The sequence below is a fragment of the Aerococcus sp. 150760013-2 genome, assembly GCF_053627715.1.
Genome location: NZ_JBSEYI010000002.1, coordinates 138,535 through 164,627 on the forward strand (window position 1 = coordinate 138,535; position 26,093 = coordinate 164,627).

The following is a 26,093-nucleotide window of genomic DNA, read 5'->3' on the forward strand; positions in this document are numbered from 1 at the left end:
TTTAAACAAACCATATGAATGAGGAGGTGACCGGATGTTTGTGCCATTACATGTAAATTCAGCCTATTCCCTATTAACTAGTCCCATGTCTGTTGAAGCGTACGTACAAGCAGGGGCATCTGCAGGTTATACCCATTTAGGCTTGGCCGATGTCAATGTCATGTCAGGAAGCTTGACATTCGTCCGTGCCTGTGAGCAAAATGGCATCACCCCTTTAATCGGGCTAACCGTCCAGTTTAATATTGACAATGTCAAAGAAGAATTGGTTGTTTACGCAAAAAACTACAAAGGCTATCAGCATCTGATGGCCCTTTCGTCGTCCTTAAAATTACAAGCAGAAGCCAACCGCCGGGCCATTTACCAAGAAATCACCATGCACGCAGACGATTATATGGTGATTTTTTCTGCTATGAACGGCCCCCATATGCGGTACTTGAAACAAGGTGACGGTCAGACAGACTACGACCAGTTAGAGAAAGAGCTACTTTGGTGGCGGCGCCATTTTTCAGATGACCAATTATTCCTAGGTCTTTCAGCTTTGGAGAATGAACAATTCCACGCAAAAGCCATCATCGAATTGAGTGAACAATCAGGGATTCCATTAGTCGCTATGCCGCACATTCAGTATGCAAATCCAGATGACTACTTCACCCAACAAGTCCTTGAAGCCATTGACAATAATAAGCCAATGATAGGGATTGATGAGTTGAAGCAAGTGAAAGGAACCCATGCACTCAGAAGTCCAGACCAATGGACCAAGATGTACCAAGACCCAGATGATCAAGATTCAGTTTATAAAGATTCCTTGAACCGATTAGAGGCAGCGGTGAAGGGTATTGATATTGTATTTCCTCAAGTTGAAACCTTGCTGCCCAAATACCCGCTACCAAGTGAATACACCGATACACCTAAATACCTAAAAGACCTAGCGGAAGCAGGGTTAGTTAAGCGGGTGGCGGAGGTTACAGATGCCTATAGCGAACGTTTGGCTTATGAATTGTCAGTCATCCATGATATGGGCTTTGACGATTATTTCTTACTCGTTTGGGACGTGATGAACTATGCCCACCAACACCATATCCAAACGGGCCCAGGACGTGGGTCGGCTGCCGGGGCCTTGGTGGCTTACGTCTTAGAAATTACAGACGTTGACCCGATTGCAAACGACTTATTATTTGAACGGTTCTTGAATCCAGAACGGCAGAATATGCCGGACATTGACCTGGATTTCCCAGATAATAAACGGCAAGAAGTGCTCGACTATGTCTACCGGAAATACGGAGACAACCATGTAGCACAAATTGCGACTTTTGGGACGTTTGGTGCTCGGCAAGCCTTGCGAAATGTGGGATCTGTCTTTGGGAAAGCGCAAGTGACCTTGTCAGAATGGGCTAATACAGTAGGTAATAACCCTAATTTACCAGCTGAAACACTAACAGCAGTCCGTGACCAGTCCCAGAAATTGCGGGAATTAATTGAAAACGAAGACCACGGGCAATTGTGGTTTGATACCGCCCGTAAACTAGAAGGGTTACCACGTCACGTCTCCACCCATGCGGCCGGTGTTGTGATTGCAGACCAACCATTAACCTTGCATACACCGCTTCAAGCCTCATCCACCCATATTCCAAATACCCAATATACAATGGGGGATGTGGAGGCAGTGGGCCTACTGAAGGTCGACTTTCTGAGCCTATCCAACCTGACTATTTTGCATGACGGGTTAGCGGCCGTTGGTAAATTAACCAGCCGACCAGTCAAAGCCTTGGATATTCCATTAGATGATCCAAAGACTTATGAAATCTTCCAACATGCAGATACCAATGGCGTCTTCCAATTTGAATCGGAGGGTATCAAAAATGTTTTGAAACAAGTAGCGCCTACATCCATTGAAGATGTGGTGGCTGTTAATGCCTTGTACCGACCAGGTCCAGTCCAACAAATTCCACATTTTGTGGCCAGAAAGCATGGACGTGAAGCTATTGCTTACCCCCACCCTGATTTAGTACCAATGTTAGCCCCTACATATGGCGTTATGGTCTACCAGGAACAAGTAATGCAGGTGACCCAAAAAATTGCAGGATTTAGTCTGGGTGAAGCGGATATCTTGCGTCGTGCCATCGGTAAAAAGAAACATGAAACCATTGAAAAAGTCCGCAAACAATTTATCAGTGGAGCTATTGAAAATGGCTACCAGGAAAGTGTTGCTGTGCAAATTTATGACTATATTGAAGCCTTCGCCAACTATGGTTTCAATAAGTCGCATTCCTTTGCTTACTCATACTTGGCCTACCAATTGGCTTGGATCAAGGCCAATTATCCAGTTGCTTTTTATTATGGCAACCTGAAACATACAAGGATATATGATAAAAAAGGGAAGAACCTGGTACTAGAAGCGAAAAACCACGGGGTTGAAGTGGTCAATCCAGATATCAACACGTCATTTTATGGCTTGTCAGTTGTGGACGACCACCAATTACAACTCGGCTTAGGGGACATTCGAGGCATTCCTAAGCGGGCAGTAGAAGAAATGATTCAAGCTCGGGAAGCGGAAGGACCATTTAAGGACTTTGCCGACTTTATCCACCGACTTGGAAAGCTCGCTCTCAAAGAAGACATCTTAGTTAAATTAGCCCAAGCAGGTGCTTTGGATAGCTTTGGTTACAACCGACGTACCTTACAATTGGAAGCTATCCCTAAGATGATTACCCATGAGCAACTCTTTAAAACAAACAATCAACACCAAACATCGCTACTTGGGGACGATGACTTGTCAGCCATGTTCGCACCCAAGATTGTTGAAATCGATGAATTTGACCAACACCAATTAATTGAAAATGAAATAGAAACGCTGGGGCAAGCATTATCGATTAGCCTTTTTGAAGACTATGAAAGTTTTTATCAAACAGGGATTATTGATTACATTGAAAACCTCAAAGAAAATGACAAAGCCTTTTTCATAGGGGAGGTTATGGCGGTGAAACGAATCACTACTAAGAAAAATCAACCCATGGCCTTTGTGACATTAGAGGACCAAACGGGGCAAATTTCTGTGACGGCATTCCCGGAAGCTTATATAACTTTCGCCAAACATTTAAACCAGGGCAATGCCTTGTTGGTTTACGGAAAGACGCAAAAGCGCAATGATGACTTGCAAGTCGTCTTGACTAAGGCTTGGATGTTGGATGAAGATACAAAAGCTTATTTAAACAATTTGAGTCAAAAACAAGCAGACGGTTCTGGGCAAGCAGATCATGCTGGCGGACAAAAAGACCAGCTTGCACAAAGCACTCAAGCCCCAGTTTGTTGGATTCGTGTTGAAGATAAGGCCAAGGCTAGTGAGCTGAAAGCTGGACTACTAGAAGTTGTTGGCAAATATCCTGGTCAAACCAGGCTGCATTTTACAATTGTGGCGAGTCAAGAAAACTACTGGTTGTCTGAAAAGTACGCGATTGAAGTGACGGATGAATCGGTTACAGAATTGATTGCTTTCTATGGCGAGGAAAATGTGGTTGTTAAATAGCATAGAATACTTGTATATCTTTGCACAAAATTAGAAAACGTAAGACATTGGTAAGGAAAAATGGTAGAATAACACTGTAAATAAATTAATTGAGGTGAAAAAATGGGAAAACGTATAGGAGTTTTAACTAGTGGTGGAGATGCACCTGGCATGAACGCAGCTATCAGAGCAGTAGTTCGCAAAGCAATTCATGACGGCGATGAAGTTTTCGGTATTCGCTATGGTTATCGTGGCTTAGCTGAAGGTGATATTTTCCAAATGGCGGAACGCGATGTAAGTGATTTGACTTCTCGTGGAGGAACCATGCTTTATACTGCTCGTTATCCAGAATTTCAGAATGAAGAAGGCCGTAGACCTGCTATTGAACAATTAAAAAAACATGGTATTGACTCTTTAGTAGTAATTGGTGGGGATGGTTCTTACCGTGGTGCTGCATCATTAGCGGCAGCAGGTATTCAAACTGTCGGCATTCCAGGAACAATTGATAATGATATTCCTGGTACTGAATATACAATCGGTTTTGATACCGCATGTAATACTGCCTTGGAAGCAATCGATAAAATTCGTGATACGGCTACTAGTCATCTTCGTACATTCGTAATCGAAGTGATGGGACGTAATGCGGGTGATATTGCTGTATGGACTGGTATCGGTTCAGGTGCTGAGCAGATTATTATTCCAGAAGCGGAATTTAATATGGATGAAGTTGTTGCGAATATCGAAGAAGGTCGTCGTCGCGGTAAGAAACACTCTATTATTATTCTTGCTGAAGGTGTAATGGAAGGTCATGAATTTGCCGACAAACTTTATGAATATGACGATTATCATGCACGTGTTACTGTTTTGGGTCACGTTCAACGCGGTGGATCACCTACAGCTCGTGACCGTGTGTTAGCAGCACTATTCGGTTCTAAAGCTGTTGAATTGCTACATGAGGGGGCTAGCGGTGTTTGTGTGGGTATCAGTGGAGAAAATATTATCGCTACTGATATTAATGAAGCATTGCAAACAAAAGGGCACTCACGTTCAGCACAAGTAGACCTATACAATATCAACTCAGAAATTTCATTTTAATTTTTTCTAAGAAAGGATGCATTAATCATTATGGAAAAAAACACCAAGATTGTATGTACCATTGGACCCGCATCGGAGTCTGTAGACACTTTAGTTCAACTGATTGAATCAGGTATGAACGTTGCTCGTTTGAACTTCTCTCATGGAGACCACGACGAGCATTTAGCACGTATCAACAACATCCGCGAGGCTTCAGAAAAAACTGGTCGCCGCGTTGCAATCTTATTAGATACTAAAGGTCCTGAAATTCGGACAAACAACATGAAAGACCACAAACCTGTAACATTGGTTAAAGGTTCTGAAGTTCGCGTATCAATGACAGAAGTTGAGGGTGACGAAACAAAATTCTCAATTACATACGCTGAATTGATTAATGATATAGAAAAAGGTTCTCATATCTTAATTGATGATGGTTTAGTAGACTTATTAGTAACTGATATCGACACTGCAAATAACGAAATCGTTACTGAAGTACAAAACACTGGTATCGTCAAAGATAAAAAAGGTGTTAACGTACCAGGCGTTTCTGTTCAATTGCCAGGTATTACTGAAAAAGATGCAAATGATATCCGTTTCGGTCTAGAAAATGATATTGATTATATTGCAGCATCATTCGTACGTAAACCAAGTGATGTCTTAGAAATCCGTGAAATTCTAGTAGAAACTGGTAACGAATCAGTTCAAATCATCCCTAAAATCGAAAACCAAGAAGGTGTAGATAACTTAGACGATATCTTATCTGTATCTGATGGTTTAATGGTTGCTCGTGGTGACTTAGGGGTAGAAATCCCAGCTGAACAAGTACCAGTTGTACAAAAAGACATGATCCGTAAATGCAACTTAGCTGGTAAACCAGTTATTACAGCTACACAAATGTTAGATTCAATGCAATCTAACCCACGTCCAACTCGTGCAGAAGCATCTGACGTTGCTAACGCAATCTTTGATGGTACTGACGCAATCATGCTTTCAGGTGAAACTGCTGCCGGTGACTATCCAGTAGAAGCAGTTCAAACAATGAACCGTATTGCATTAGTAACTGAAGGACGTAAAGAAGCGAAAACTGACATTGGTTCATTAAAACCAAGTACAGAAAGCGACATGGCAGAAGCAATTAGCCAATCTGTTGCTTACACTGCTCGTAGCTTACGCGTTTCAACAATCGTTGCAGCGACTGAATCTGGTCACACAGCGAAAATGATTTCTAAATACCGTCCAAGCGCTAAAATCATCGCTTTAACTTTCTCTGAAAGCCAAGCACGTAAATTAGTTTTAGCATGGGGTGTAGAACCATTTGTTGTTGAAAAACCAGCTTCAACTGACGAAATGATGTCATTAGCAGGTACTGTAGCGAAAGAATCTGGCTACGCTCAGGATGGTGATACAATTATTATCTCTGCTGGTGTACCAGTTGGTGAAAAAGGTACTACTAACTTGATGAAAATTCAAGTTATTGGTGAAAAATTAGTATCAGGTTCAGGTATCGGTGAGAAATCTGTTGTTGGTCATGCAGTAGTTGTAGACAACGCAACAGATGCAGTAGCTAACGTAAAAGCTAACTCTGTATTAGTTGTGAAATCAACTGACAACGACTACAATGAAGCAATTAAAAACGCTGCAGCAGTAGTTGTTGAAAAAGGTGGATTAACAAGCCATGCAGCTGTATTAGGTGTAGAAAATGGAATTCCAGTTGTTGTAGGTGCAGAAAACGCAACTTCTTCAATTGAAAACGGCCAATTAGTAACAGTTGATGCTCGTCGTGGTATCGTTTATAACGGCGCAACTACAACTATCTAATCTTGCTTAACCTGAGTCACTAAAATCTATTATTCGGACATTTAAAAAGTGTTGACTGAGCTTTCATAGCTTGGTCAGCACTTTTTTTTTTCCAAAAATGATACATTATATTAGATTATTCGATGGAATCTTCATTATTTTCTAATTTTTGTACAAATATAATTGCCCCTATTGGAAATAAAGGCTAAAATGAATAAGAGAAATTGAAAATTAGGAGGAAACAGTACATGCTACGTTTCATTACAGCTGGCGAATCACATGGTCCCTTAGAAACCGCGATCATTGAAGGCGTTCCAGCAAACTTACCAATCGATATAGATAAAATCAACGAGAATCTTGCTCGCCGTCAAATGGGCTATGGTGCAGGTAATCGTATGAAAATTGAGAAAGACCAAGTGCGTATTACTTCAGGTGTTCGCCATGGATTAACTTTAGGTTCACCAATTACTTTGATTGTTGAAAATAGAGACTTTAAAAAATGGACTGAAATTATGAGTGCAGAAGATGTAGAAGACGGTATTAAAAAACGTCGTACTGTACATCATCCACGTCCGGGGCATGCTGACTTAGTTGGTGGAATCAAATACGGTTTTAAAGATTTACGTAACGTTTTAGAGCGTTCATCTGCTCGTGAAACAACGATGCGTGTAGCCGTTGGTTCAATTGCCCAACAAATCTTAGATGGCTTAGATATTGAAATCATCGCTTACGTTAAAGCTTTAGGTGGCGTTGAAGGTAAGGTTGATGCAACAAGTCTTTCTTATGAAGAAATCCGTCAAACAACGGATGAATCAGAATTAAAAATGATTGACCATTCAATTGATGAAGAAATCAAAGCGAAAATTGACCAAGCGAAAAAAGATGGGACTACTTTAGGTGGGGTTATCGAAGTGATCGCTAAAAATGTTCCTGCTGGTTTGGGTTCGTACACACACTGGGACAAGAAATTAGACGCTAAATTAGTAGGTGCTATGGTCTCGATTAATGCCTTTAAAGCGGCTGAAATCGGTGACGGTGTTGAAGTGGCTAGCCGTTTTGGTAACGAATTAATGGATGAAATTGCCTACGACGATACTCAAGGTTTCTACCGTCTAACCAACCATATGGGTGGTTTTGAAGGTGGTATGACAACTGGTATGCCAATTATTGTCCGTGGTTACAAAAAACCAATCCCAACACAATATCATCCATTACAATCAGTGGATATCTACACCAAAGAACCGTACAAAGCATCGATTGAACGTTCTGACATTACGGCAGTACCTCGTGCAGCCATTATTGGTGAGACAGTAATCGCTACTGAATTAGCCCAAGCAATTTTAGAAAAATTTCCACATGATGACTATAACGAATTAGTCAAAGCAGTAAACAACTACCGCGAATACGCTAAAAACCCTGACATTTGGCAAAATGAAGGAGAGTAAAACATCCATGAAAGAATTAATGATTGATGCCAATGCACTAGAAGGGACAATCACGATTCCTGGTGATAAATCAATTTCTCACCGGGCAATTATGTTCGCATCTATTGCTAAAGGCACCACAAAAATTGAAGGCTTTCTACATGCGGAAGACTGTATTTCAACTATGAATATCTTCCGAGATTTAGGTGTTCAAATTGATGAAGAGGCAGATGGGTCTGTCATCGTTCACGGTAAGGGTATTGAAGGCTTGACTGCACCAGATCATGCCTTAGATGCTGGAAACTCCGGTACGACTATGCGTTTACTGGCAGGACTTTTCTCAGGATTCCCATTTAAAATTAAAATGATTGGTGACGAATCCCTATCAAAACGACCAATGAACCGTGTTATGCTACCATTGCGCCAAATGGGGGCATCGATTTCTGGCTCAGAAGGTAGCGAGTTTGCGCCTTTGTATATCCAACCAGTGGACCACTTAAATGCTATTGAATATGATATGCCAGTGGCGTCTGCTCAAGTAAAATCATCGATTTTATTGGCAGGTTTAACTGCTGAAGGTACAACAATTATCCATGAAAAAGAGCGGTCACGTGACCATACTGAAAACATGTTAAAAAACTTTGGCGTTGAATTAAAAGTTGACGATAAAGACATCTATCTAGAAGGTGGCCAAAGCTTAACAGCTACGGATATTAAAGTCCCAGCAGATATTTCCTCAGCAGCCTTCTTTATTATTGCTGCACTATTAGTTAAAGGTTCTAAACTCCACATGCCAAATGTGGGTTTAAATCCAACCCGTGCAGGGATTATTGAAGTCTTGAACAAGATGGGTGCAAATATCGAAACATATTTGCATGAAGGTGGCTTGAGCGGTGATTTAACTGTTTCTGCCAGCGACTTAAAAGCAACAGAATTCGGTGGCGACATTATTCCAGCTTTAATTGATGAAATTCCAATTATCGCTTTAGCCGCAACCCAAGCGGAAGGTAGGACAGTGATTCGCAACGCTGAAGAATTAAAAGTAAAAGAAACTGACCGTATTCAGGTCACAGCCCAAGAGTTAAATAAAATGGGAGCAAACATCGAAGAAACTGAAGATGGCATGATTATTACTGGTCCAACACCATTGCACGCAGCGGATGTGGATAGTTACGGTGACCACCGTATTGGTATGATGCTACAAGTTGCTGCTTTATTGGTAAAAAAAGGAACTGTCAACTTGGCACGTTCTGAAGCAGTAAACATTTCTTTCCCAAGCTTCTTCGATGACTTAGCCGCTTTAAGCGCGTAAGTCACCCAATTGGAAATGGAAGGTCGATCAAAGGATGCCAATCATATTAACAGGATTTATGGGTGTCGGAAAGTCAACAGTCGGGCGCATTTTGGCCAACAAGTTAGGGGTCCCATTTGTGGACATGGACTTCTATATCGAGGCCCGTCGAGGTCAGACGATTGCAGAAATCTTTGATCAAATTGGAGAATCAGGTTTTAGATTATTGGAGTTTCAAATCTTGACGGAATTACTACAGACTGAAGAAAATGCTGCTCTAGTGATTTCAACCGGTGGTGGTATTGTGGAAACGGCTGAGTGCCGCCAACTGCTAGCCCAACAAGATAAGGTTTTCTACTTACAAGATAGCTTTGAAACCTCGTGGCAACGGATTAATCGTGGTGGTCACGGTAACAATGACCGCCCCTTAGTCAATGCCAATAGTAAAAGTCAGATGGCTGCCAAGTATGAACGACGAATTCCTTTATACGAGGAAGCGTCGAATTACCTACTGGATGTTCGTCAAACCGATGCATATGAAACCGCAGAAGTAATTATAAAAATGAGTTAAACTGGATAATTTGAATCTACTTGTATAAAGAGGAGGTGTCAGCTTAAGTGCGGGCCTCCTTTTTTCATGCAAAAAAAGGCGAAACTATGACGACTTATACAGTATTTGCATAATCGTCGTTTACCTTTAGTTCAGAATCGAGTATAATCAGGTGTTTGAAGAATGAAGCTGCGGCCAAGTAATTAATAAATATGATATAATGACATTAACATGCACAAGCACCGTTTTAAGGAGAAAATATATGAGCGCACAATTAGGGACGGTTACTACAGCGTTAGTAACGGATCAAAATGACAAATTTTATTCAGTACAAAAAGAGGGTATTACTTACCAACTTGATAAGAGCGAAGGGGATTACCAATTAGGTGATGCGGTCCAAGGTTTCATTTATGAAAATATGAAACACACAAAAATGATGACCACGCAATTACCTGACGTTCGTCAAGGTCGTTATGGTTGGTCGACTGTTACTGCAGTCCGTAAAGACTTGGGGGTCTTTGTAGACATTGGTTTAGCAGACAAGGAAATCGTGGTATCTTTAGATGACCTACCAAGTGAAAAACACTTATGGCCGAAAAAAGGCGACCGCTTATTTATCCGTTTAGAAGTAGATAAAAAAGATCGAGTTTGGGGTAAATTAGCTGAGGACCAAGTTTTCCAACAAATTACCAACAAACTATCACCTCAATCAAAATCTTGGACTAACCAAGAAGTGAAAGGGACTGTCTACCACGCAAAATTAGTGGGGACCTATGTAATTACAGATGACTATTTCCTAGCCTTTATCCATGAAAGTGAACGCTTGGAAGAACCACATTTAGGACAAGAAGTCGAAGGGCGTGTCATCGGTATCGGACAAAATGGAAACTTGAATATGTCATTGAAACCTTTAGCCCACACGGTAATTTCTGAGGATGCACAAATGATTTTGGCCTTGTTACAACGCCAACCGAATCATTTCTTGCCTTACCACGATAAATCGAATCCCGATGATATCCGTGAATACTTTGGCATCTCTAAAGCACAATTCAAACGTGCCTTGGGGAACTTATTGAAGAACCGTCAAATTGAACAAGTCGAAGGCGGCATCCGTCTTAAATAATCAGTCATTAGGGGTTTATCAACTAAGATTTGATTGATTCATTTTTTGGAAAAGGGCACAGCAAATCAAGTGGACTAGGCCTTTGACTGTATATGTTTCGTTGAGTGAAGAAAGGGTAAGCATGAAGCTAACTGAAGTAATTGAAGATTTTTTAAATACCATGCGTGTAGAAGAGGGGTTGGCAGAAAATTCCATCATCTCCTACAAGCAAGAATTAAACCGAATGATGACCTATTTAAATCGTCAAGGCATCGAAAAGGTCCAAGACATTAGTCAGGACACAGTGTTAGACCATTTAAAGTGGATGAACGAAGACCATTTGGCCACGTCAACCAGGTCACATTACGTGTCAACCTTGCGTCATTTCTTCCGCTACCTAAAATTGGATGGGGTCATTGAAGACAATCCAATGGAAAAAATTTCTTTACCCAAGAAAACCCAACATTTACCAGCTGTTTTAACCTTAGACGAAGTTGATAGGATTTTAGCGACGCCAGATATCACTAAGCCACTAGGGTTGCGGGATAGAACCTTGTTGGAAACCTTGTATTCAACTGGCATGCGGGTATCTGAAATCATCCATATCAAACTAGAAGACATCCATTTAGAGATGGGCTTTATCCAAACCATTGGTAAAGGGGATAAAGAAAGACTAGTCCCAATCGGTGAGATGGCAGAAGACTGGATTAACAAGTATCTAACAGAAGGGCGCCCAGAACTAGTAAAAGATGAAGACGAGACCCAAGGCTATTTATTCGTGAATAACCGGGGTAAGCCTTTATCTAGACAGGGTGTTTGGAAGAACTTGAAGAAGATGGTGATCATGGCCCATATCACCAAAGACATCAGTCCCCATACCCTGCGCCATTCCTTTGCAACCCATTTACTTGAAAATGGGGCGGATTTAAGAGTGGTCCAAGAACTCCTTGGCCACTCTGATATTTCAACAACGCAAATATACACTCATATTCATGCCCAACATATGAAGGATATTTATAATCAAAATCATCCGCGGGCATAAAAATACAAGGAATGTTTGCATAACCACATACTTAACTAAAAAGGTAGGATTATCCTGCCTTTTTTTGCATGTTTTCAGAAAAGGGTTATTTATTACCTGTTTTGAAGCCTTAAATTGCTTCATGTAATTTATAATGTATATATAGGTTCGATAAAGTTCGTTCAATTACCTGTATTTTTTGCCTTAAATGATTCATTTCGGCAGACCAAGGGAAAGAAACAGGGAAACCCTAAGAAAGTAGAAGGAGGAGAAAGTGTATGTTACAAGTAGAACATCTACGAAAAACCTTCGGCAGAGTTGTCGCAGTAGATGATGTGTCCTTTGAAATTCAACCGGGCACCATCCTTGGTATCGTTGGCCAGAATGGATCAGGTAAAACGACAATTTTTCGAATGATTCTAAATTTCCTAACACCGGAAAATGGTGGCCAAGTTAAATGGGACGGCCAACCCTTACATATGAAGAAAGTGTATGACACGGTGGGGTACTTACCCGAGGAACGTGGCCTTTATGAGACCATGACCATTGAAAAACAAATCATGTATTTTGCCCGCTTGCGTGGCATGAAAAAGAAAGAAATCAATGCCAAAATTGATGAATGGCTAGAAAACTTCAATGTTAAAGGTGACCGTAAAGATAGGATTAAAACCTTATCCAAAGGGAACCAACAAAAGGTCCAATTGATTGCCACCTTAATCCATGAACCAAAATTGGTCATTTTAGATGAGCCATTTTCAGGATTAGACCCAGTGAATGCTGGCTTTTTGATGGAAGGTATCTTACGCCTGCGCGATCAAGGTGCATGTATCATTTTTTCAAGTCATAATATGGCCAACGTCCAAGATGTTTGTGATTCAGTCATTATGATTCATAACGGGGAGCAGAAAATCTACGGGCCAATTAATGATGTGCGTGATGCCTACGGTAAAACAAGACTGTTCGTCCAAGCTAAGGGCTGGGATCAAGAAGCCCTAGCTGTCTTACCAGGGGTGGAATCGGTTAGTCAATTGACAACTGGGGAATATAAGTTAATCCTATCAGATGAAAATGTAGGGCCTGAATTATTCAAGACCATCTCAAAAGGCGAATACATCCAATCTTTTAGCCAACAACCGCCAACCTTAGATGAAATCTTTAAAATGGAAGCAGGTGGACGTCATGAGAAATAGTCGTTTGGGTATTATTATCGAAGAAGTCTACAAGAAAAATGTCTTTTCATGGTCATTTGTTATGCTATTATTAAGCCCCATCTTGATGGTCGCTGTAGTGGCTATCATTTCAGGCGTCATCGGTATGGCAACAGCATCTGATTCAATCGGTACGGTATCTATCATTGGTGCCACTGACCAAACTGTAAGTGCAATTGAAACGGAAGACAACGGACAGAACCAATTAATTTCTGACCAAGATGTAGACCAAGCACAAGAGGCACTAGTTAACGAGGAAATTGATGGTTATTTAGTCATTGACGAAAGTGATCCGGAAGTCATCCAAGCTGAATTCTACAAAAGTAATACCGGGAAGAACATCTCAACTACCGGCTTCCAAACTGTATTAGAGAGTATTCAATTATCCAACCGGTCGCAAGCATTAGGCCTGACGGAAGAAGAATCCAGCCATCTAATCGATTCAAATGTGGCCATCCAAAGCCAAACTATTGATTTAGAATCCGGTACCAGCGAAAGTGACCAGGACATTCAATCTATGGTACGAACAGGTGTCGCCTATGTTGTATCCTTTATCGTATTCATGTTTGTCATGAACTACATCTCCATCATTTCACAAGAAATTGCCGTAGAAAAAGGGTCACGCATCATGGAAATCGTCCTATCTTCCATTTCATCAACCACCCATTTTATGGGTAAAATGTTGGGGATTTTCCTCGTATTGCTGACACAAGTTGCCTTCTACGCAATCTTACTAGGCATCATCTTTATCACAATCATGAACACACCAATGCCAGCAGAATTACAAGCGCTATTAGGGGACCAAACAATTCCAGCCTTATTGTCTAATTCAGCATCTATCATTGGTTGGTCCGGGTTATTATCCTTCTTGGGGATCATCACCTACTCAGTGTTAGGTGCCTTCCTTGGATCACTTGTTTCAAATGTACAAGATGTGAATAAAATGATCACACCGATTATTCTTTTAAGTATTATTGGTTTTTATATTGGGATGTTTGGACTAGGTTTCTCAAACAATATCTTAGTTCGAGTAGCCTCACAAATCCCATTCTTCACACCATTTGTCATGCCATTTAGAATAGCTGCTGAAACCGTATCGACCACAGAATTAATCTTGTCTGTCATCATTTCACTACTATTCTCAATCCTTTGCCTATGGTTATCCGCCAACTTCTACAAGTCAAACGTCCTGACTTACTCAGACAAAGGCTTATTCGGCACACTGAAACAATCTTATACCTTAAGACAAAGTGAGAAAAAAGGCTAACAACAACTATCTAGTCAGGTCTCTTTAGACCTGGCTATTTTTATCGAAATCGATATGAGAAAGATTGACTAACGTAACAGAACACCACTTGTCATTGATCATTAATCAAACTGAAACTGTGCGTTTTTTTGAAAGAACAAGTATACATTACCGTAGGCAGACGATTTATAATCAGGTAATTTGTTAAACATACATACATTTTACAATTTATCCAAAAGGTACATTATATTAGTAGCAAGCACATTATAAAAAATATTGCCAAGGTAGTAGCCTCCTAGAAGCCTTAGCAGTGCGACCACCATTAGGCCTTGACTGAAGGTGGTCGCACTGCTTTTTTAAGGCGATGATAGGAATGGTGAGTGTCTTGGGCAATCAAATATTTACTACAACTCAAACTGTATAAAAATACAACACATCAGCTAGCAAAAACATGCAACAACAATTATGCAAAGAGTGCTTTTCGTAGTCGGGTTCGTTCGACCAGCTCAAATCCTCTTCTAATTAGTTTGCATCACACTGCGTGTGATACCGCACTAACTTTCCAGTGTTGTTGAGCTAAACGGTCTCTCTCGCACCCTTAAATATTTTTAATAAAAATTGCCTTGACTGTTGATATATGCTAATGTACTCTTACACATACTTTGTTATTATGCAAAAGTAAAAGGAGGGCAAAGATGTTAGTGCCTTATATAGGAAGATACGAGAAAATCGTAATGGGCCTATTATCCTACATCCCTGAGTTTAAAGAATTTTCTGAACTTAAAGAAGAAATGGATAAAATTAATCAGCAAGAACGTAAAATTTATTTATGGAAAGAAGCTGATTCTGATAATATCATCGGTTTAGTAGGCTTTGACCAACATGATGATACAGATACTTTAGTCGTGCGTTATTTATCGATCAATCCTTCTTTTAGAGAAGAAGGACTTACTTATGATTTATTAACGGCATTAAAGAAAGAATTTCCCGTTTATTCCCTTACTGGTGTAATTTCCCTATCTACAATTTTGTCAAAATGGACAAAACGTCGCCAAGAAGAGTTGGACAAGGAATTGGATAATAAACAAGAAAACACACCCCAAGTCTAGGAGAAAATTGTCAGGATGAACGATCAAACAAGTGAATTAACATTAGATCTAGCGGCCTTTGAGGGGCCGCTTGATTTACTATTACACTTAATTAAAAATTTAAAGGTAGATATTTTTGATATTCCCATCAATCTGGTTACCGACCAATATTTAGCTTATATTCATACCTATGAAGCCTTATCTCTGGATGTTGCTTCAGAATATTTGGTGATGGCGGCTACTTTATTGGAAATCAAAACACAAATGATGCTACCAAAAACGCCCAAAGAAGCAGTTGAGGAAGAAGATGATCCACGTGACTCATTAGTGGAACAATTACTCGCTTTCCAGCAATATCAGGAAGTTTCCCATATCTTAGCGGATAAACAGGCTGAACGGTCGTTGGAATATACCAAGCAACCATCAGACTTATCGGCTTATCAAGAGAAAATCCCTATGACGGGTCGCCAATTAACGCCTGATGACTTGTATAGAGCCATTCAAAAGATGGCCTTCCGCTTGAAAAATCAACAACCTATTCAAACCACGATTGCAGGTGAGTCTTACTCGGTAGGGACTGCAATGATGGATATTCGCCAAGCCTTCGTTGAGGCGGACCGGGATGTATTGATGTTTCAAGAAGCTGTTTTTCTTGGAAAAGTTCAATCGCGTAGTCAAATTATTAGTATGTTTTTAGCGATTTTGGAATTAGTGAAGTCAAATGAGTTATACTTATACCAGGAAGACTTAAGAGCAGATATTCAATTGATTAGACGGGAGGAAAGTGAATGAATGCAGTCGCTGCAATAGAAAGTTTACTTTTCGTAGCAGGTGAAGATGGGATTGCTGTCGATGAACTTGCCAACTTGTTAGAGATACGACAGGAATGGGCTTTATACTACGTGATGGTTTTGAGAAATCGTCTCCAACACGACCCACAATCTGGATTAAGAATTACCGTTATTAATGAACGTGTTCAATTAGTGACCAAGGCAGCATACGGTGAAGTGGTCAAAAATTACGCGGTTTCTCCTTTTGCAACGAAATTGTCTCAAGCGGCATTGGAAACATTGGCGATTATTGCCTACCAACAGCCAGTCACGCGAATGACGATTGATGATATTCGAGGTGTTCAGTCATCTAATATGATCCATAAATTACTAGAGCGAGATTTGGTTATGGAAACGGGCCGTCAGGATTCACCAGGTCGGCCGATTATTTACGGGGTAACTTCTTACTTCTACCAATATTTTGGTTTGGAGTCCTTAGAAGACTTGCCGGATATTCATAATCTAGTCTTAGATGGCTCGGTAGATGAAGAGACCCTTTTTAAAATTGATGATAACGGTGAACCTGAACAAAAAGACTTTAACCAAACAGACCTTAGCCAGACAGAATTTAATGAAACAACAACAGAATAAACGACTGAATAGGTCACCTATAGGAGTTATTTAAAGATGGAAAGATTACAAAAAGTGATGGCACACGCAGGTGTTGCCTCGAGACGAGAGTCTGAAAAATTGATTGCCGCAGGACGCGTGAAAGTCAACGGTGAGGTTGTCAGAGAGCTGGGCCATAAAGTATCCAACACTGACCGCATTGAAGTAGACCAAGTACCTATATATAAAGAAGAACCAGTGTACTACGTATTCTACAAGCCAACTGGCGTGATTTCTGCAGTGAAAGATGATAAAGACCGGAAAGTGGTGACTGACTTTTTCCCAGGAATTGAACAACGGATTTATCCAGTAGGACGGTTAGACTACAATACCTCAGGATTATTGTTATTAACTAACGACGGTGAATTCGCCAATACCTTGATGCACCCTCGCTATGAAATCAACAAAGTCTATGTGGCTAAAGTTGAAGGTGTCATTACCGGAGAAGAACGTAAGCAATTAGAGCGAGGTGTTGAAATTGACGGTGTGAAAACTGCCCCAGCACAAGCGAAAATTCTTTCTGTTGATAAGGACAAAAAGACCACCATTATCGAGTTGGTTATCCATGAGGGGCGTAACCGCCAAGTCCGTAAAATGTTAGAAGCAGTGGGTCATCCGGTAGCCAAGTTGAAACGTGAACGTTACGGCTTTTTAGACCTTAAAGGTTTGAAACCAGGAGACAGCAGAACCTTACTAAAACACGAAATCGAAGAATTATTGGCGCATGCCAAGAAAAAGTAAGCGTCCTACTTGAAAAAAGTAAGATACTTGCTATAATAGGTATTGTAATCAAATAAATTTGAAGCAATCTTCAGGGCAGGGTGAAATTCCCGATCGGCGGTAAAGTCCGCGACTCCCATTTGGGACTGATCTAGTGAAATTCTAGAACCGACTGTAAAGTCAGGATGGAAGAAGATGGGCGGACTATGTCTGTTTGCCTATACTCTTTTTACCTTGAAGGTGGAAAGAGTTTTTTTTATTTCCACTTTTGAGTGCCAACCCCATGAAGTAGAAAAGGAGAGAAATTCACATGGGAAAAAATCACACTAAAGAAATCGTATTGGTCGCAATTGTCGGGGCACTATCATTCATATTGATGTTTATTGGTTTTCCAATCATCCCGGCCTTACCTTACTTAAAGGTAGACTTTTCACTTGTACCAATCTTACTCGTCGCATTCATTTCAGGACCTAAAAAAGCAGTTGCTGCCAGCCTAATCGCCAACGGTTTACATTACATGTATACAGGTGGTGAAATGGGGATTCCAATCGGTGACGCAACAGCCTTTATCGCGACTATCGCTTACATCTTGCCAATTTATTACTTATTGAAAGATCAAATGGCGACAGTTTACACAGGTAATCAATCAGCGAAAGAAATGAATTTCGGCAAAACGATTGCTGCTTACCTAGCTGCAACCCTTTCTTTAACATTAGTGATGACTATCTTAAATTACTTCGTGATCACACCATTCTACATGCAAGTCATGAACTTCGATGTAGGTAACATGCAAACATATATCCTTGCGGGTATCATCCCATTCAACTTGTTCAAAGGGGTATTGGTTTCCCTTCTAGCACATTTCGTCCTAGTTCAAACCCTACCAACCCTAGTCAATCGATTCGGTACGCGCGAATATTCACACCATTAAAAGTGAAGCATTGTTAATTTTCTGGTATGATAGACCCAGAGAATCATGTCGGGAAAAAATAGTAGGAACGTTGGAGGGATAGGATTGGATACTTTATTAATGGCGATTGCTTTTAAAGTCCAAGCCCTACCCCCGAATTCCGTATATCAAGTGTTGATTGGCAAGCGAACAGCCACAACACTTTTTTTTGCATTTTCAAACAATTTAACTGCCTATTTCGGTCTTTATCCAAAACTTGCAAAAGACGCATGGATGTCCTATACCCAAAATGTAGCTGAATATATCTCGGTGGAAGCTATCTTCCGCCAAAACGATCAAACCAATTATATGCATTTGTTAGTTGATGACATCCTTCAAAAACGAAACGGTCTGATTATCCCAAGTCACCACCACAAGCACCACTTAGCCTTCAAATTATTGCTGCAAGTCCTATCCAATATTCAGGCCGAAAACCCGCACTATAGCCCAATTGTCCAGGATTTAGAAGTTCAACAGCTGATCAAAGATTTTATTTCAATGGCCAAAAGTGCAGACGCGTCCCAAGCTGGCTTACAGGCCATAACCAAAAGCCTTCATCAGCAACTCGCTAAGGAACTATCTGCCTTCCCAGACCAGGCAGCCCTCATTTTCCTAGAACAGTTTGAAGGCGCCAAATTACCGGCACAAACCCTTGAACAAGTAGCAGAAAATCATCAGATTTCGAAGCGGGCAGTTGTCATTACCCAACAGGCCTTGATGGATCAAATCTATCAAAATTGGGTAAGTGGTCATACTTTAGGGGCAGAAACTCAATGGCTGCAAGTTTTTGCCCAAGGGGTTTTTAACCAATTCCCAATTTGGAATCAAACTACGCAAGATACTTTTAATTTAATCGACCAAGGTTGGTCACTTCAAAAAATTGCTGATAGAAGACGGTTAAAATTATCTACCATAACAGAACACATCATAGAAATTACCTTGAGTTTTCCTTGGATAATTCAACCAATTGTGGTTGAAGAACTTAATTTGAAAGACATTTCACCCCTTGTAAGCCAAGAGCCAGATGAGAATTTCGAGTCCTTTAAAGCGAGATTCGGCGAGAAAGATTATTGGTTATATCGGTATTGGCATATCGTCTACCAGAAAGGAGCCCATGATGACAGATTGGCATAAACGCCTGGAAGAAGTGACAGGTTACCAAACATTTAAACCCGGGCAATTGGCGAGTTTAGAGGCTTTAGACCGACAGGAAAACGTGGTGGCCATTTTACCAACTGGTGGAGGTAAATCTTTAATATACCAAATCAACCAATATAATGAATCTGGTGTAACATTGATCATTTCGCCCTTGATTTCCCTGATGCAAGACCAAGTCAGTCAATTACAACGGATGGGATTAGGACGGGGCATTGCCTTAAATTCTACCTATGACCGCGGGGAACAAGCTTATATTTTAAGCCACCTATCTGACTATCAATTCCTATTTCTATCACCAGAAATGCTCCTGAAAGATCAAGTAATCAGGGCCTTACAACGGATGGACATTCAATTATTAGTTGTTGATGAAGCCCATTGTATTTCTCAATGGGGTTACGACTTCAGACCGCAATATACTGAATTGAAAAAGGTTCGTCAGCTCTTAAAGCAACCAAAAACATTAGCCTTATCTGCTACTGCCAACCAATCCACACTAGCAGATATCAAGGATTACTTATTTGAAGAGGGAGAACCTATTCAACTGGTAAAAGAATCAGTTGACCGACCAAATATTTTCTACCTATTCGATGAAATTGACGCCGGTGAAGTGAGGGTAAACAAATTGCAGGATTGGTTAGACCGGTTGCCTAAGCCAGGAATTGTTTATGTCCACCATAAAAGTGAACTCGAAGAACTCAACCAATGGATGAAAGATCATACAGATTTGCGGGTCGCTTCTTACCATGGGGATAGAAGTCTAGAGGATAGACATATCATCCAAAGCCAGTTTCTACAAAATGAATTGGATATTGTTTTTGCAACGTCAGCCTTTGGTATGGGAATTAACCATGGTCATATACGCTTTGTCTTGCATTATCATCTCCCTAAGAATATGGCAGACTTTATTCAAGAAGTCGGGCGGGCAGGACGAGATCAGGAACAATCAGTGTCAATTGTCTTATACGATCATCGCGAGGCAGCTAGACTGCAGCAAATGCGCCGGTTATTAGAAGACGAGGCAGACTTGTTGGATGATTTATTGGAACGGCTGTTTAAACAGGCCTTAACCCAAAGTGAAGTTGACCAATACGCAGATAGCATAAGTGCCATGTTGTACTTTTACCGCCATCATTTTACGGATCACCAAACAGCAAAAGTACATGCCCAAAAACTTCGTCAGGAACGGCTACGGCAGATCTACCAAATGTTAGATTTAATGGCTACTGACCAGTGTTACCGGACTTTCTTATTAGAACAAGCCGATGAACAGGTAGTGGATAGACCAGACTTATGTTGCAGTAATTGCCAACCTGACTACGTCAGTCAACCGATATGGCAAGACTTAATGGCCCGACCGAATCGAGTGACAGTCGAAAAAGACCAACATGATGATTTCAAGGGAATGTGGACCCAACGTTTGCAGCACTTATTATCTTGAAACTGGTCCATAAAGTTTTGTTAAATTGCCTAAAGAAATACTGACATAAAAAGGGGTTCATGGTACAATTCTTAGTGTTAAGAAAGGGGTATATGGATGAAATTCTGGGACAAGTTGACGAAAAAAAATCATGAAAATACAGAAGTAGAAACTGAACATGTTTCAGAACAAAACAGTTCAGCATCTTCTGACCAAACCCCCCCTACAAGTGATGACTTTCAGAATCAAGGGTTTGGCGAATTTGAGAATTTAAAAAATCAAAAGTATACGAGAACGGCCCGCAATAAGAAGAATAATCAAGATACGATATCGACAACATCTAAGGTAATTGCCTTCTTGCTATTTGTAATGATTGTTGTACCGTTCCTTTTGATTGCCTATGTGAATAATGAAGACAAGGTGCCTGAACCGGAATCAACTGAGCAAGTCATGATTTCTAAAACGCAAAATGTTGAATCAATTTCAAAAGCCAGTGAGTCAGCATCTATATCAGCTTCCGAATCTGTCTCTGAATCAATTGCTGCCTCAGAAAGCGCAGTTGCTGCCTCAGAAAGCGCAGTTGCTGCTTCAGAATCAGAATCAGCTCGCCTAGCTTCTGAACAAGAATCTTCAAGTATTGCAGCCAGCGTAGCTGAGTCAAATGCAGCAGTAGCAGCGTCAGAAGCTGCAGCGCAAAGTGCCGCTGAATCAGCTTCAATTGCTGAATCACAAGCAGCCGCAGCCGAAGAAGAATCAGCTTCTTCTGAAAGTGCGTCTGAATCAACAGGCACTTATACTGTTCAGGCAGGGGATAACCTATATCGGATTGCAGTGAACAACGGTATGACCCTAGATGAATTACTTGAATTAAATGGTTTAACACAAAGTTCTAGCATAGGACCAGGAACCGTTTTACGTGTAAATTAATAGAATGAAAGAGTGGTGGACAGATTGTCTAAAGTGATTCAAGTCGCAATCGATGGACCAGCATCGTCTGGCAAGAGTACAATTGCCAAGAAAATTGCTAAAAAATTAGCCTATGTTTATTTAGATACAGGTGCCATGTACAGGGCAATTACATTACTAGCCTTAGATGGACACATTCCAGCTGAAGATGCTGACGCATTGAAAGCCTTAGCTGAAGCGAGTGAAATTACCTTTGAGCCAGGGGAAAATGGCCAGCGCGTCTTAGTTAACGGACAGGACCAGTCAGAGGCCATTCGTACAGATCGTATCTCAAAAGAAGTTTCTGCTTACTCAGCAGTTTCTGAAGTACGCCAGGTCCTAGTTGAAAAACAAAGAGCCTACACGCAAAATGGGCAAGGCGTTGTAATGGACGGCCGTGATATTGGGACAGTGGTATTGCCGGATGCTGAAGTGAAAATCTTCCTAACGGCATCTGCTGAAGAACGTGGGCGTCGTCGCTTTTTAGAAAATCAAGCCAAAGGTTATTCGGAAATGAATCTTGAAGACTTGATTGAAGATATTAAGCGTCGAGACTTGTATGATTCGACCCGAGAAGATAGTCCATTAGTACCTGCAGACGATGCGGTCATGTTAGATTCATCTGATTTAACACTTGATGAAGTAGAAGATTCTATATTAGCTGAAATCCACCGTGTGATTGCATAATTTATATTGCAAAAAATACTATCAATCACAAAAAGAGGTAAAATTCAAGCGAATTCTACCTCTTTTTATTATCTTTGAGGAATAAATGTTGAATATAGTTTAAATAAATGATATAATAATAATTGATCATTGGCTTAGTGCGAATGAGGTAGTACATTTAGGAGAGGATTTAGAGTATGTCAAACGAATTTGAACAAAATCAAAATAATGAAGAAATTCCATCAATGGAAGAGATTCTTGCAGAATCAGTAGAAGTAAAAATTGGTGATACAGTAACAGGTGAAGTATTATCAATCGACGATAACCAAGTAATTGTTGGTATCGAAGGCGCAGGTGTTGAAGGGGTTATTCCTTTCAAAGAATTATCTGCTCAACCAATTGACTCAATCGAAGAAGTTGCTAAAGTTGGCGACACTTTAGAGTTAGTTGTTATTAAACAAATCAAAGAAAAAGAAAATGGTTCATTCTTACTTTCTCGCCGTCGTATCGAAGCGAAAAAAGTATGGGCTGAATTAGAAGTTAAAGCTGAAAATGGTGAAATTATCACTGTTCCAGTTAAGAGCGTAGTTAAAGGTGGATTAGTTGTTGATGCGGGTGTACGTGGTTTCATCCCAGCTTCAATGGTTGAAGACTTTTTCGTTGACGATTTCTCTCCATACAAAGGCCAAGAATTAGAAGTTAAAATTGTTGAAATTGAACCTAGCGAAAATCGTTTAATCTTATCACACAAAGAAATCGCTGCTGAAAAACGCATCGCTGAACGTGCAGAAAAATTAAACTCATTCCAAGAAGGCGATAAAGTAACAGGTACAGTAGCTCGCTTGGCTAACTTCGGTGCATTTATTGATTTAGGTGGTATCGATGGTTTAGTACACATCTCTCAAATCGCTCAAGCACACGTTAACCATCCTTCAGATGTATTAAGCGAAGGCCAAGAAGTTGAAGTATTAGTTCTTTCAGTTGATGAAGAACGTGGACGTATTTCACTATCTATTAAAGCTTTACAACCAGGACCATGGGAAAACATTGAAGAAAAAGCGCCTAAAGGTGCTGAATTAGAAGGTACTGTACGTCGTTTAGTTGACTTTGGTGCATTCGTTGAAGTATTCCCAGGTGTTGAAGGTTTAGTACATATCTCTCAAATTTCTCACGACCACGTTGCTACACCAGGCGAGAAATTAACAGAAGGTCAAGCTATCCAAGTTAAAGTTTTAGACGTTGATGCTGAAAACGAACGTTTATCATTATCAATCAAAGCTCTAGAAGAAGCACCAGAAGTTGATGCATCTGCACAATCTGCTGCTCCTCGCGAAGAAAAACGTCAAAACAAACCTCGTAAACAAAACAACAACCGTCGTAACAATGCTGCTAATGCATCATCTGACGATGAATCAGGTTTCACTTTCGGTGACTTATTAGGTGACCAATTGAAAAACTTCGATTTCGGGGACGATAACGAATAATTTTATTAATAAACCATAAGTTTGGTTTGATGGTAGGTTGGGGAAACTCGCCTACCTTTTTTATTTCAATGTTTGCTATTGAAAGGAGGCAAAACGATGTCTAATTTAACAATTGCCATTGTCGGCCGTCCAAACGTAGGAAAATCTACCATTTTTAACCGCGTTGTTGGAGACCGAATTTCAATTGTCCAAGATGAACCTGGCGTTACCCGTGATAGAATTTATGCACAGGGTGAATGGTTAGGAAAACAACTAAATGTAATCGATACTGGTGGTATCGAATTTAACGACCAAGATTTCATGACACAAATTCGCTTGCAAGCTGAAATTGCCATGGAAGAAGCAGATGTTATCATCATGATGACTAATGTCCGTGAAGGTGTGACAAAGACAGACTCTCAAATCGCCAGCATGTTACGCAAGACAGATAAACCTGTCGTACTGGCTGTAAACAAGGTGGATAACCCTGAACAAAGAGCGGAAATTTATGATTTCTATTCATTAGGTTTAGGCGATCCATACCCAATTTCTGGATCTCACGGTTTAGGTATCGGGGACATACTAGAAGAAGTATTCCACTTGGCACCAGACGATATTGAAAATGATGATGACGATGATACTATTTCATTCGCCTTAATTGGCCGTCCAAACGTAGGTAAATCTTCTTTGGTCAATGCAATTCTAGGTGAGAACCGTGTAATCGTATCGAATGTAGCGGGGACAACTCGTGACGCAATCGATACATCTTTCGAGGATGACGGACAAGTTTATAAAATCATTGATACAGCTGGTATCCGTAAACGTGGTAAAGTATATGAAGCAACTGAGAAGTATTCAGTAATGCGTGCCATGCGTGCAATTGAAAGAGCTCAAGTGTGTTTAGTTGTTTTAAATGCTGAAGAAGGTATCCGTGATCAAGATAAAACGATCGCTGGTTATGCCCATGAAGCAGGACGCGGGATTATTATTGTGGTAAACAAATGGGATACTCTTGAAAAAGACAACCATACCATGAAGAAATTCACTGATGACATTCGTCGTGACTTCCAGTTTATCGACTATGCACCGATCATTTTCGTATCTGCAGAAACCAAACAACGTTTAGTGCAACTACCAGAAATGATTGCCCACGTTCACGGTAACTTCAATCGTCGTGTTCAATCATCATTATTGAATGAGGTATTGGTTGATGCGATCCGTATTAACCCAGCTCCATCTGACAAGGGTAGAAAATTACGTATTTACTACCTAACACAGGTCAAATCTGCACCGCCAACTTTTGTGGTATTTGTCAATGATGAAGAGCTAATGCACTTCTCATATGAGCGCTTTCTTTCAAATCAAATCAGAAAATCTTTCGATTTTTTAGGTACACCTATCCAAATCATCACAAGAAACAGAAAATAACAAAAAAAGGTATAAAACACGCGTATTTTTAACCAAAAACGTTGTTATATAGCGGTTTGTATGGTATTCTATAAAAGGATTATCTGAGAGACATTTCGATTATCCCGTATATTTATCTTTGAATAAATATATCCGAAAGAATTTCGGAGGAGGTGAAATTAGAATGGCAAATAAAGCAGAATTAGTACAAAACGTTGCAAATGCAGTAGGTGATTCTAAAAAAAGTGTAGCACCAGTTGTAGATGCAGTTTTCGAACAAATCGAAGCATTTTTAGCTGACGGAGAAAAAGTTCAATTAATCGGTTTTGGTAGCTTTGAAGTTCGTGACCGCGCTGCGCGTAAAGGTCGCAACCCTCAAACTGGCGATGAAATCGAAATCCCTGCAAGCAAAGTACCAGCTTTCAAACCTGGTAAAGCATTGAAAGATGCAGTTAAATAAGATTACAAAGAACGTCGTTGATGTCATAGACATCAGCGGCTTTTTTATTTGTAATTTTTTGCCAAATAGACCGGCTCTTCGTCAAATAGGACTGATGAGTAATATCTGCCAGGTAATCATTAGATTACCTGGTTTTTTTATACTCTTTTCCATTATTCATTTTTTA

22 protein-coding genes and 1 riboswitch are annotated in these 26,093 nt (G+C 40.4%); all 22 genes read left to right on the forward strand.

The window, feature by feature from the left end:
* Positions 1 to 34 precede the first annotated feature (34 nt).
* The 22 genes from ACUW85_RS01900 (at position 35) to ACUW85_RS02005 (ending at position 25,927) form a co-directional block, all read left to right on the forward strand.
* Positions 35 to 3,523 (forward strand): DNA polymerase III subunit alpha, encoded by a 3,489-nt coding sequence (locus ACUW85_RS01900; protein WP_182023073.1) that lies wholly within the window; start codon positions 35 to 37, stop codon positions 3,521 to 3,523.
* Between the two features lie 102 nt (positions 3,524 to 3,625).
* Positions 3,626 to 4,597, forward strand: a complete 972-nt coding sequence (pfkA, locus tag ACUW85_RS01905; RefSeq protein WP_182023074.1) for a 6-phosphofructokinase — start codon at positions 3,626 to 3,628, stop codon at positions 4,595 to 4,597.
* Between the two features lie 30 nt (positions 4,598 to 4,627).
* Positions 4,628 to 6,394 carry a pyruvate kinase gene (gene pyk / locus ACUW85_RS01910; RefSeq protein ID WP_149256522.1) on the forward strand — a complete coding sequence of 589 codons (1,767 nt, stop codon included), beginning with the start codon at positions 4,628 to 4,630 and terminating at the stop codon, positions 6,392 to 6,394.
* Positions 6,395 to 6,621: 227 nt separating this feature from the next.
* Positions 6,622 to 7,818 (forward strand): chorismate synthase, encoded by a 1,197-nt coding sequence (aroC, locus tag ACUW85_RS01915; protein ID WP_016897609.1) that lies wholly within the window; start codon positions 6,622 to 6,624, stop codon positions 7,816 to 7,818.
* Between the two features lie 7 nt (positions 7,819 to 7,825).
* A complete protein-coding gene (gene aroA, locus ACUW85_RS01920; RefSeq protein ID WP_259345335.1) occupies positions 7,826 to 9,109 on the forward strand; it encodes a 3-phosphoshikimate 1-carboxyvinyltransferase in 1,284 nt (427 codons plus the stop codon).
* Between the two features lie 34 nt (positions 9,110 to 9,143).
* Positions 9,144 to 9,659 (forward strand): shikimate kinase, encoded by a 516-nt coding sequence (locus tag ACUW85_RS01925; protein ID WP_149256524.1) that lies wholly within the window; start codon positions 9,144 to 9,146, stop codon positions 9,657 to 9,659.
* 241 nt (positions 9,660 to 9,900) lie between these two features.
* The gene (locus ACUW85_RS01930; protein ID WP_048726466.1) at positions 9,901 to 10,761 is read left to right on the forward strand and encodes a CvfB family protein; all 861 of its coding nucleotides are present in this window, start codon (positions 9,901 to 9,903) and stop codon (positions 10,759 to 10,761) included.
* Between the two features lie 121 nt (positions 10,762 to 10,882).
* Positions 10,883 to 11,782, forward strand: a complete 900-nt coding sequence (xerD, locus tag ACUW85_RS01935; protein ID WP_016897605.1) for a site-specific tyrosine recombinase XerD — start codon at positions 10,883 to 10,885, stop codon at positions 11,780 to 11,782.
* A 257-nt stretch (positions 11,783 to 12,039) separates the two neighbouring features.
* On the forward strand, positions 12,040 to 12,951 hold the full coding sequence (locus ACUW85_RS01940; RefSeq protein ID WP_048726464.1) for an ABC transporter ATP-binding protein: 912 nt from the start codon (positions 12,040 to 12,042) through the stop codon (positions 12,949 to 12,951).
* Positions 12,941 to 14,236, forward strand: a complete 1,296-nt coding sequence (locus ACUW85_RS01945; RefSeq protein WP_182023075.1) for an ABC transporter permease — start codon at positions 12,941 to 12,943, stop codon at positions 14,234 to 14,236. The genes ACUW85_RS01940 and ACUW85_RS01945 overlap by 11 nt, the downstream gene beginning before the upstream one ends.
* 674 nt (positions 14,237 to 14,910) lie before the next feature.
* Entirely contained in the window at positions 14,911 to 15,324 is a 414-nt protein-coding gene (locus ACUW85_RS01950; protein ID WP_016897602.1) for a GNAT family N-acetyltransferase, read from the forward strand.
* A gap of 15 nt (positions 15,325 to 15,339) precedes the next feature.
* On the forward strand, positions 15,340 to 16,095 hold the full coding sequence (locus tag ACUW85_RS01955; protein ID WP_149256642.1) for a segregation/condensation protein A: 756 nt from the start codon (positions 15,340 to 15,342) through the stop codon (positions 16,093 to 16,095).
* Entirely contained in the window at positions 16,092 to 16,724 is a 633-nt protein-coding gene (gene scpB, locus ACUW85_RS01960; RefSeq protein WP_149358617.1) for an SMC-Scp complex subunit ScpB, read from the forward strand. Before ACUW85_RS01955 ends, scpB begins: the two co-directional genes overlap by 4 nt.
* 36 nt (positions 16,725 to 16,760) lie before the next feature.
* Positions 16,761 to 17,483 carry a pseudouridine synthase gene (locus ACUW85_RS01965; protein WP_149358616.1) on the forward strand — a complete coding sequence of 241 codons (723 nt, stop codon included), beginning with the start codon at positions 16,761 to 16,763 and terminating at the stop codon, positions 17,481 to 17,483.
* A gap of 62 nt (positions 17,484 to 17,545) precedes the next feature.
* Positions 17,546 to 17,663, forward strand: a riboswitch (FMN riboswitch).
* Between the two features lie 109 nt (positions 17,664 to 17,772).
* A complete protein-coding gene (locus ACUW85_RS01970) occupies positions 17,773 to 18,393 on the forward strand; it encodes an ECF transporter S component (protein ID WP_048726452.1) in 621 nt (206 codons plus the stop codon).
* Between the two features lie 84 nt (positions 18,394 to 18,477).
* Positions 18,478 to 19,545 (forward strand): helix-turn-helix domain-containing protein, encoded by a 1,068-nt coding sequence (locus ACUW85_RS01975; protein ID WP_259345336.1) that lies wholly within the window; start codon positions 18,478 to 18,480, stop codon positions 19,543 to 19,545.
* Positions 19,529 to 21,007, forward strand: coding sequence for a RecQ family ATP-dependent DNA helicase (locus tag ACUW85_RS01980; RefSeq protein ID WP_259345337.1), 1,479 nt, complete (start codon positions 19,529 to 19,531; stop codon positions 21,005 to 21,007). Before ACUW85_RS01975 ends, ACUW85_RS01980 begins: the two co-directional genes overlap by 17 nt.
* Positions 21,008 to 21,103: 96 nt before the next feature.
* Positions 21,104 to 21,913, forward strand: a complete 810-nt coding sequence (locus ACUW85_RS01985; RefSeq protein ID WP_048726443.1) for a LysM peptidoglycan-binding domain-containing protein — start codon at positions 21,104 to 21,106, stop codon at positions 21,911 to 21,913.
* 24 nt (positions 21,914 to 21,937) lie between these two features.
* Positions 21,938 to 22,618 (forward strand): (d)CMP kinase, encoded by a 681-nt coding sequence (cmk, locus tag ACUW85_RS01990; protein ID WP_048726442.1) that lies wholly within the window; start codon positions 21,938 to 21,940, stop codon positions 22,616 to 22,618.
* A gap of 176 nt (positions 22,619 to 22,794) precedes the next feature.
* Positions 22,795 to 24,081 carry a 30S ribosomal protein S1 gene (rpsA, locus tag ACUW85_RS01995; protein ID WP_026465333.1) on the forward strand — a complete coding sequence of 429 codons (1,287 nt, stop codon included), beginning with the start codon at positions 22,795 to 22,797 and terminating at the stop codon, positions 24,079 to 24,081.
* A gap of 96 nt (positions 24,082 to 24,177) precedes the next feature.
* Positions 24,178 to 25,488, forward strand: a complete 1,311-nt coding sequence (gene der, locus ACUW85_RS02000) for a ribosome biogenesis GTPase Der (RefSeq protein ID WP_182023077.1) — start codon at positions 24,178 to 24,180, stop codon at positions 25,486 to 25,488.
* Positions 25,489 to 25,651: 163 nt separating this feature from the next.
* Positions 25,652 to 25,927, forward strand: coding sequence for an HU family DNA-binding protein (locus tag ACUW85_RS02005; RefSeq protein WP_016897591.1), 276 nt, complete (start codon positions 25,652 to 25,654; stop codon positions 25,925 to 25,927).
* The last annotated feature ends 166 nt before the right edge of the window (positions 25,928 to 26,093 follow it).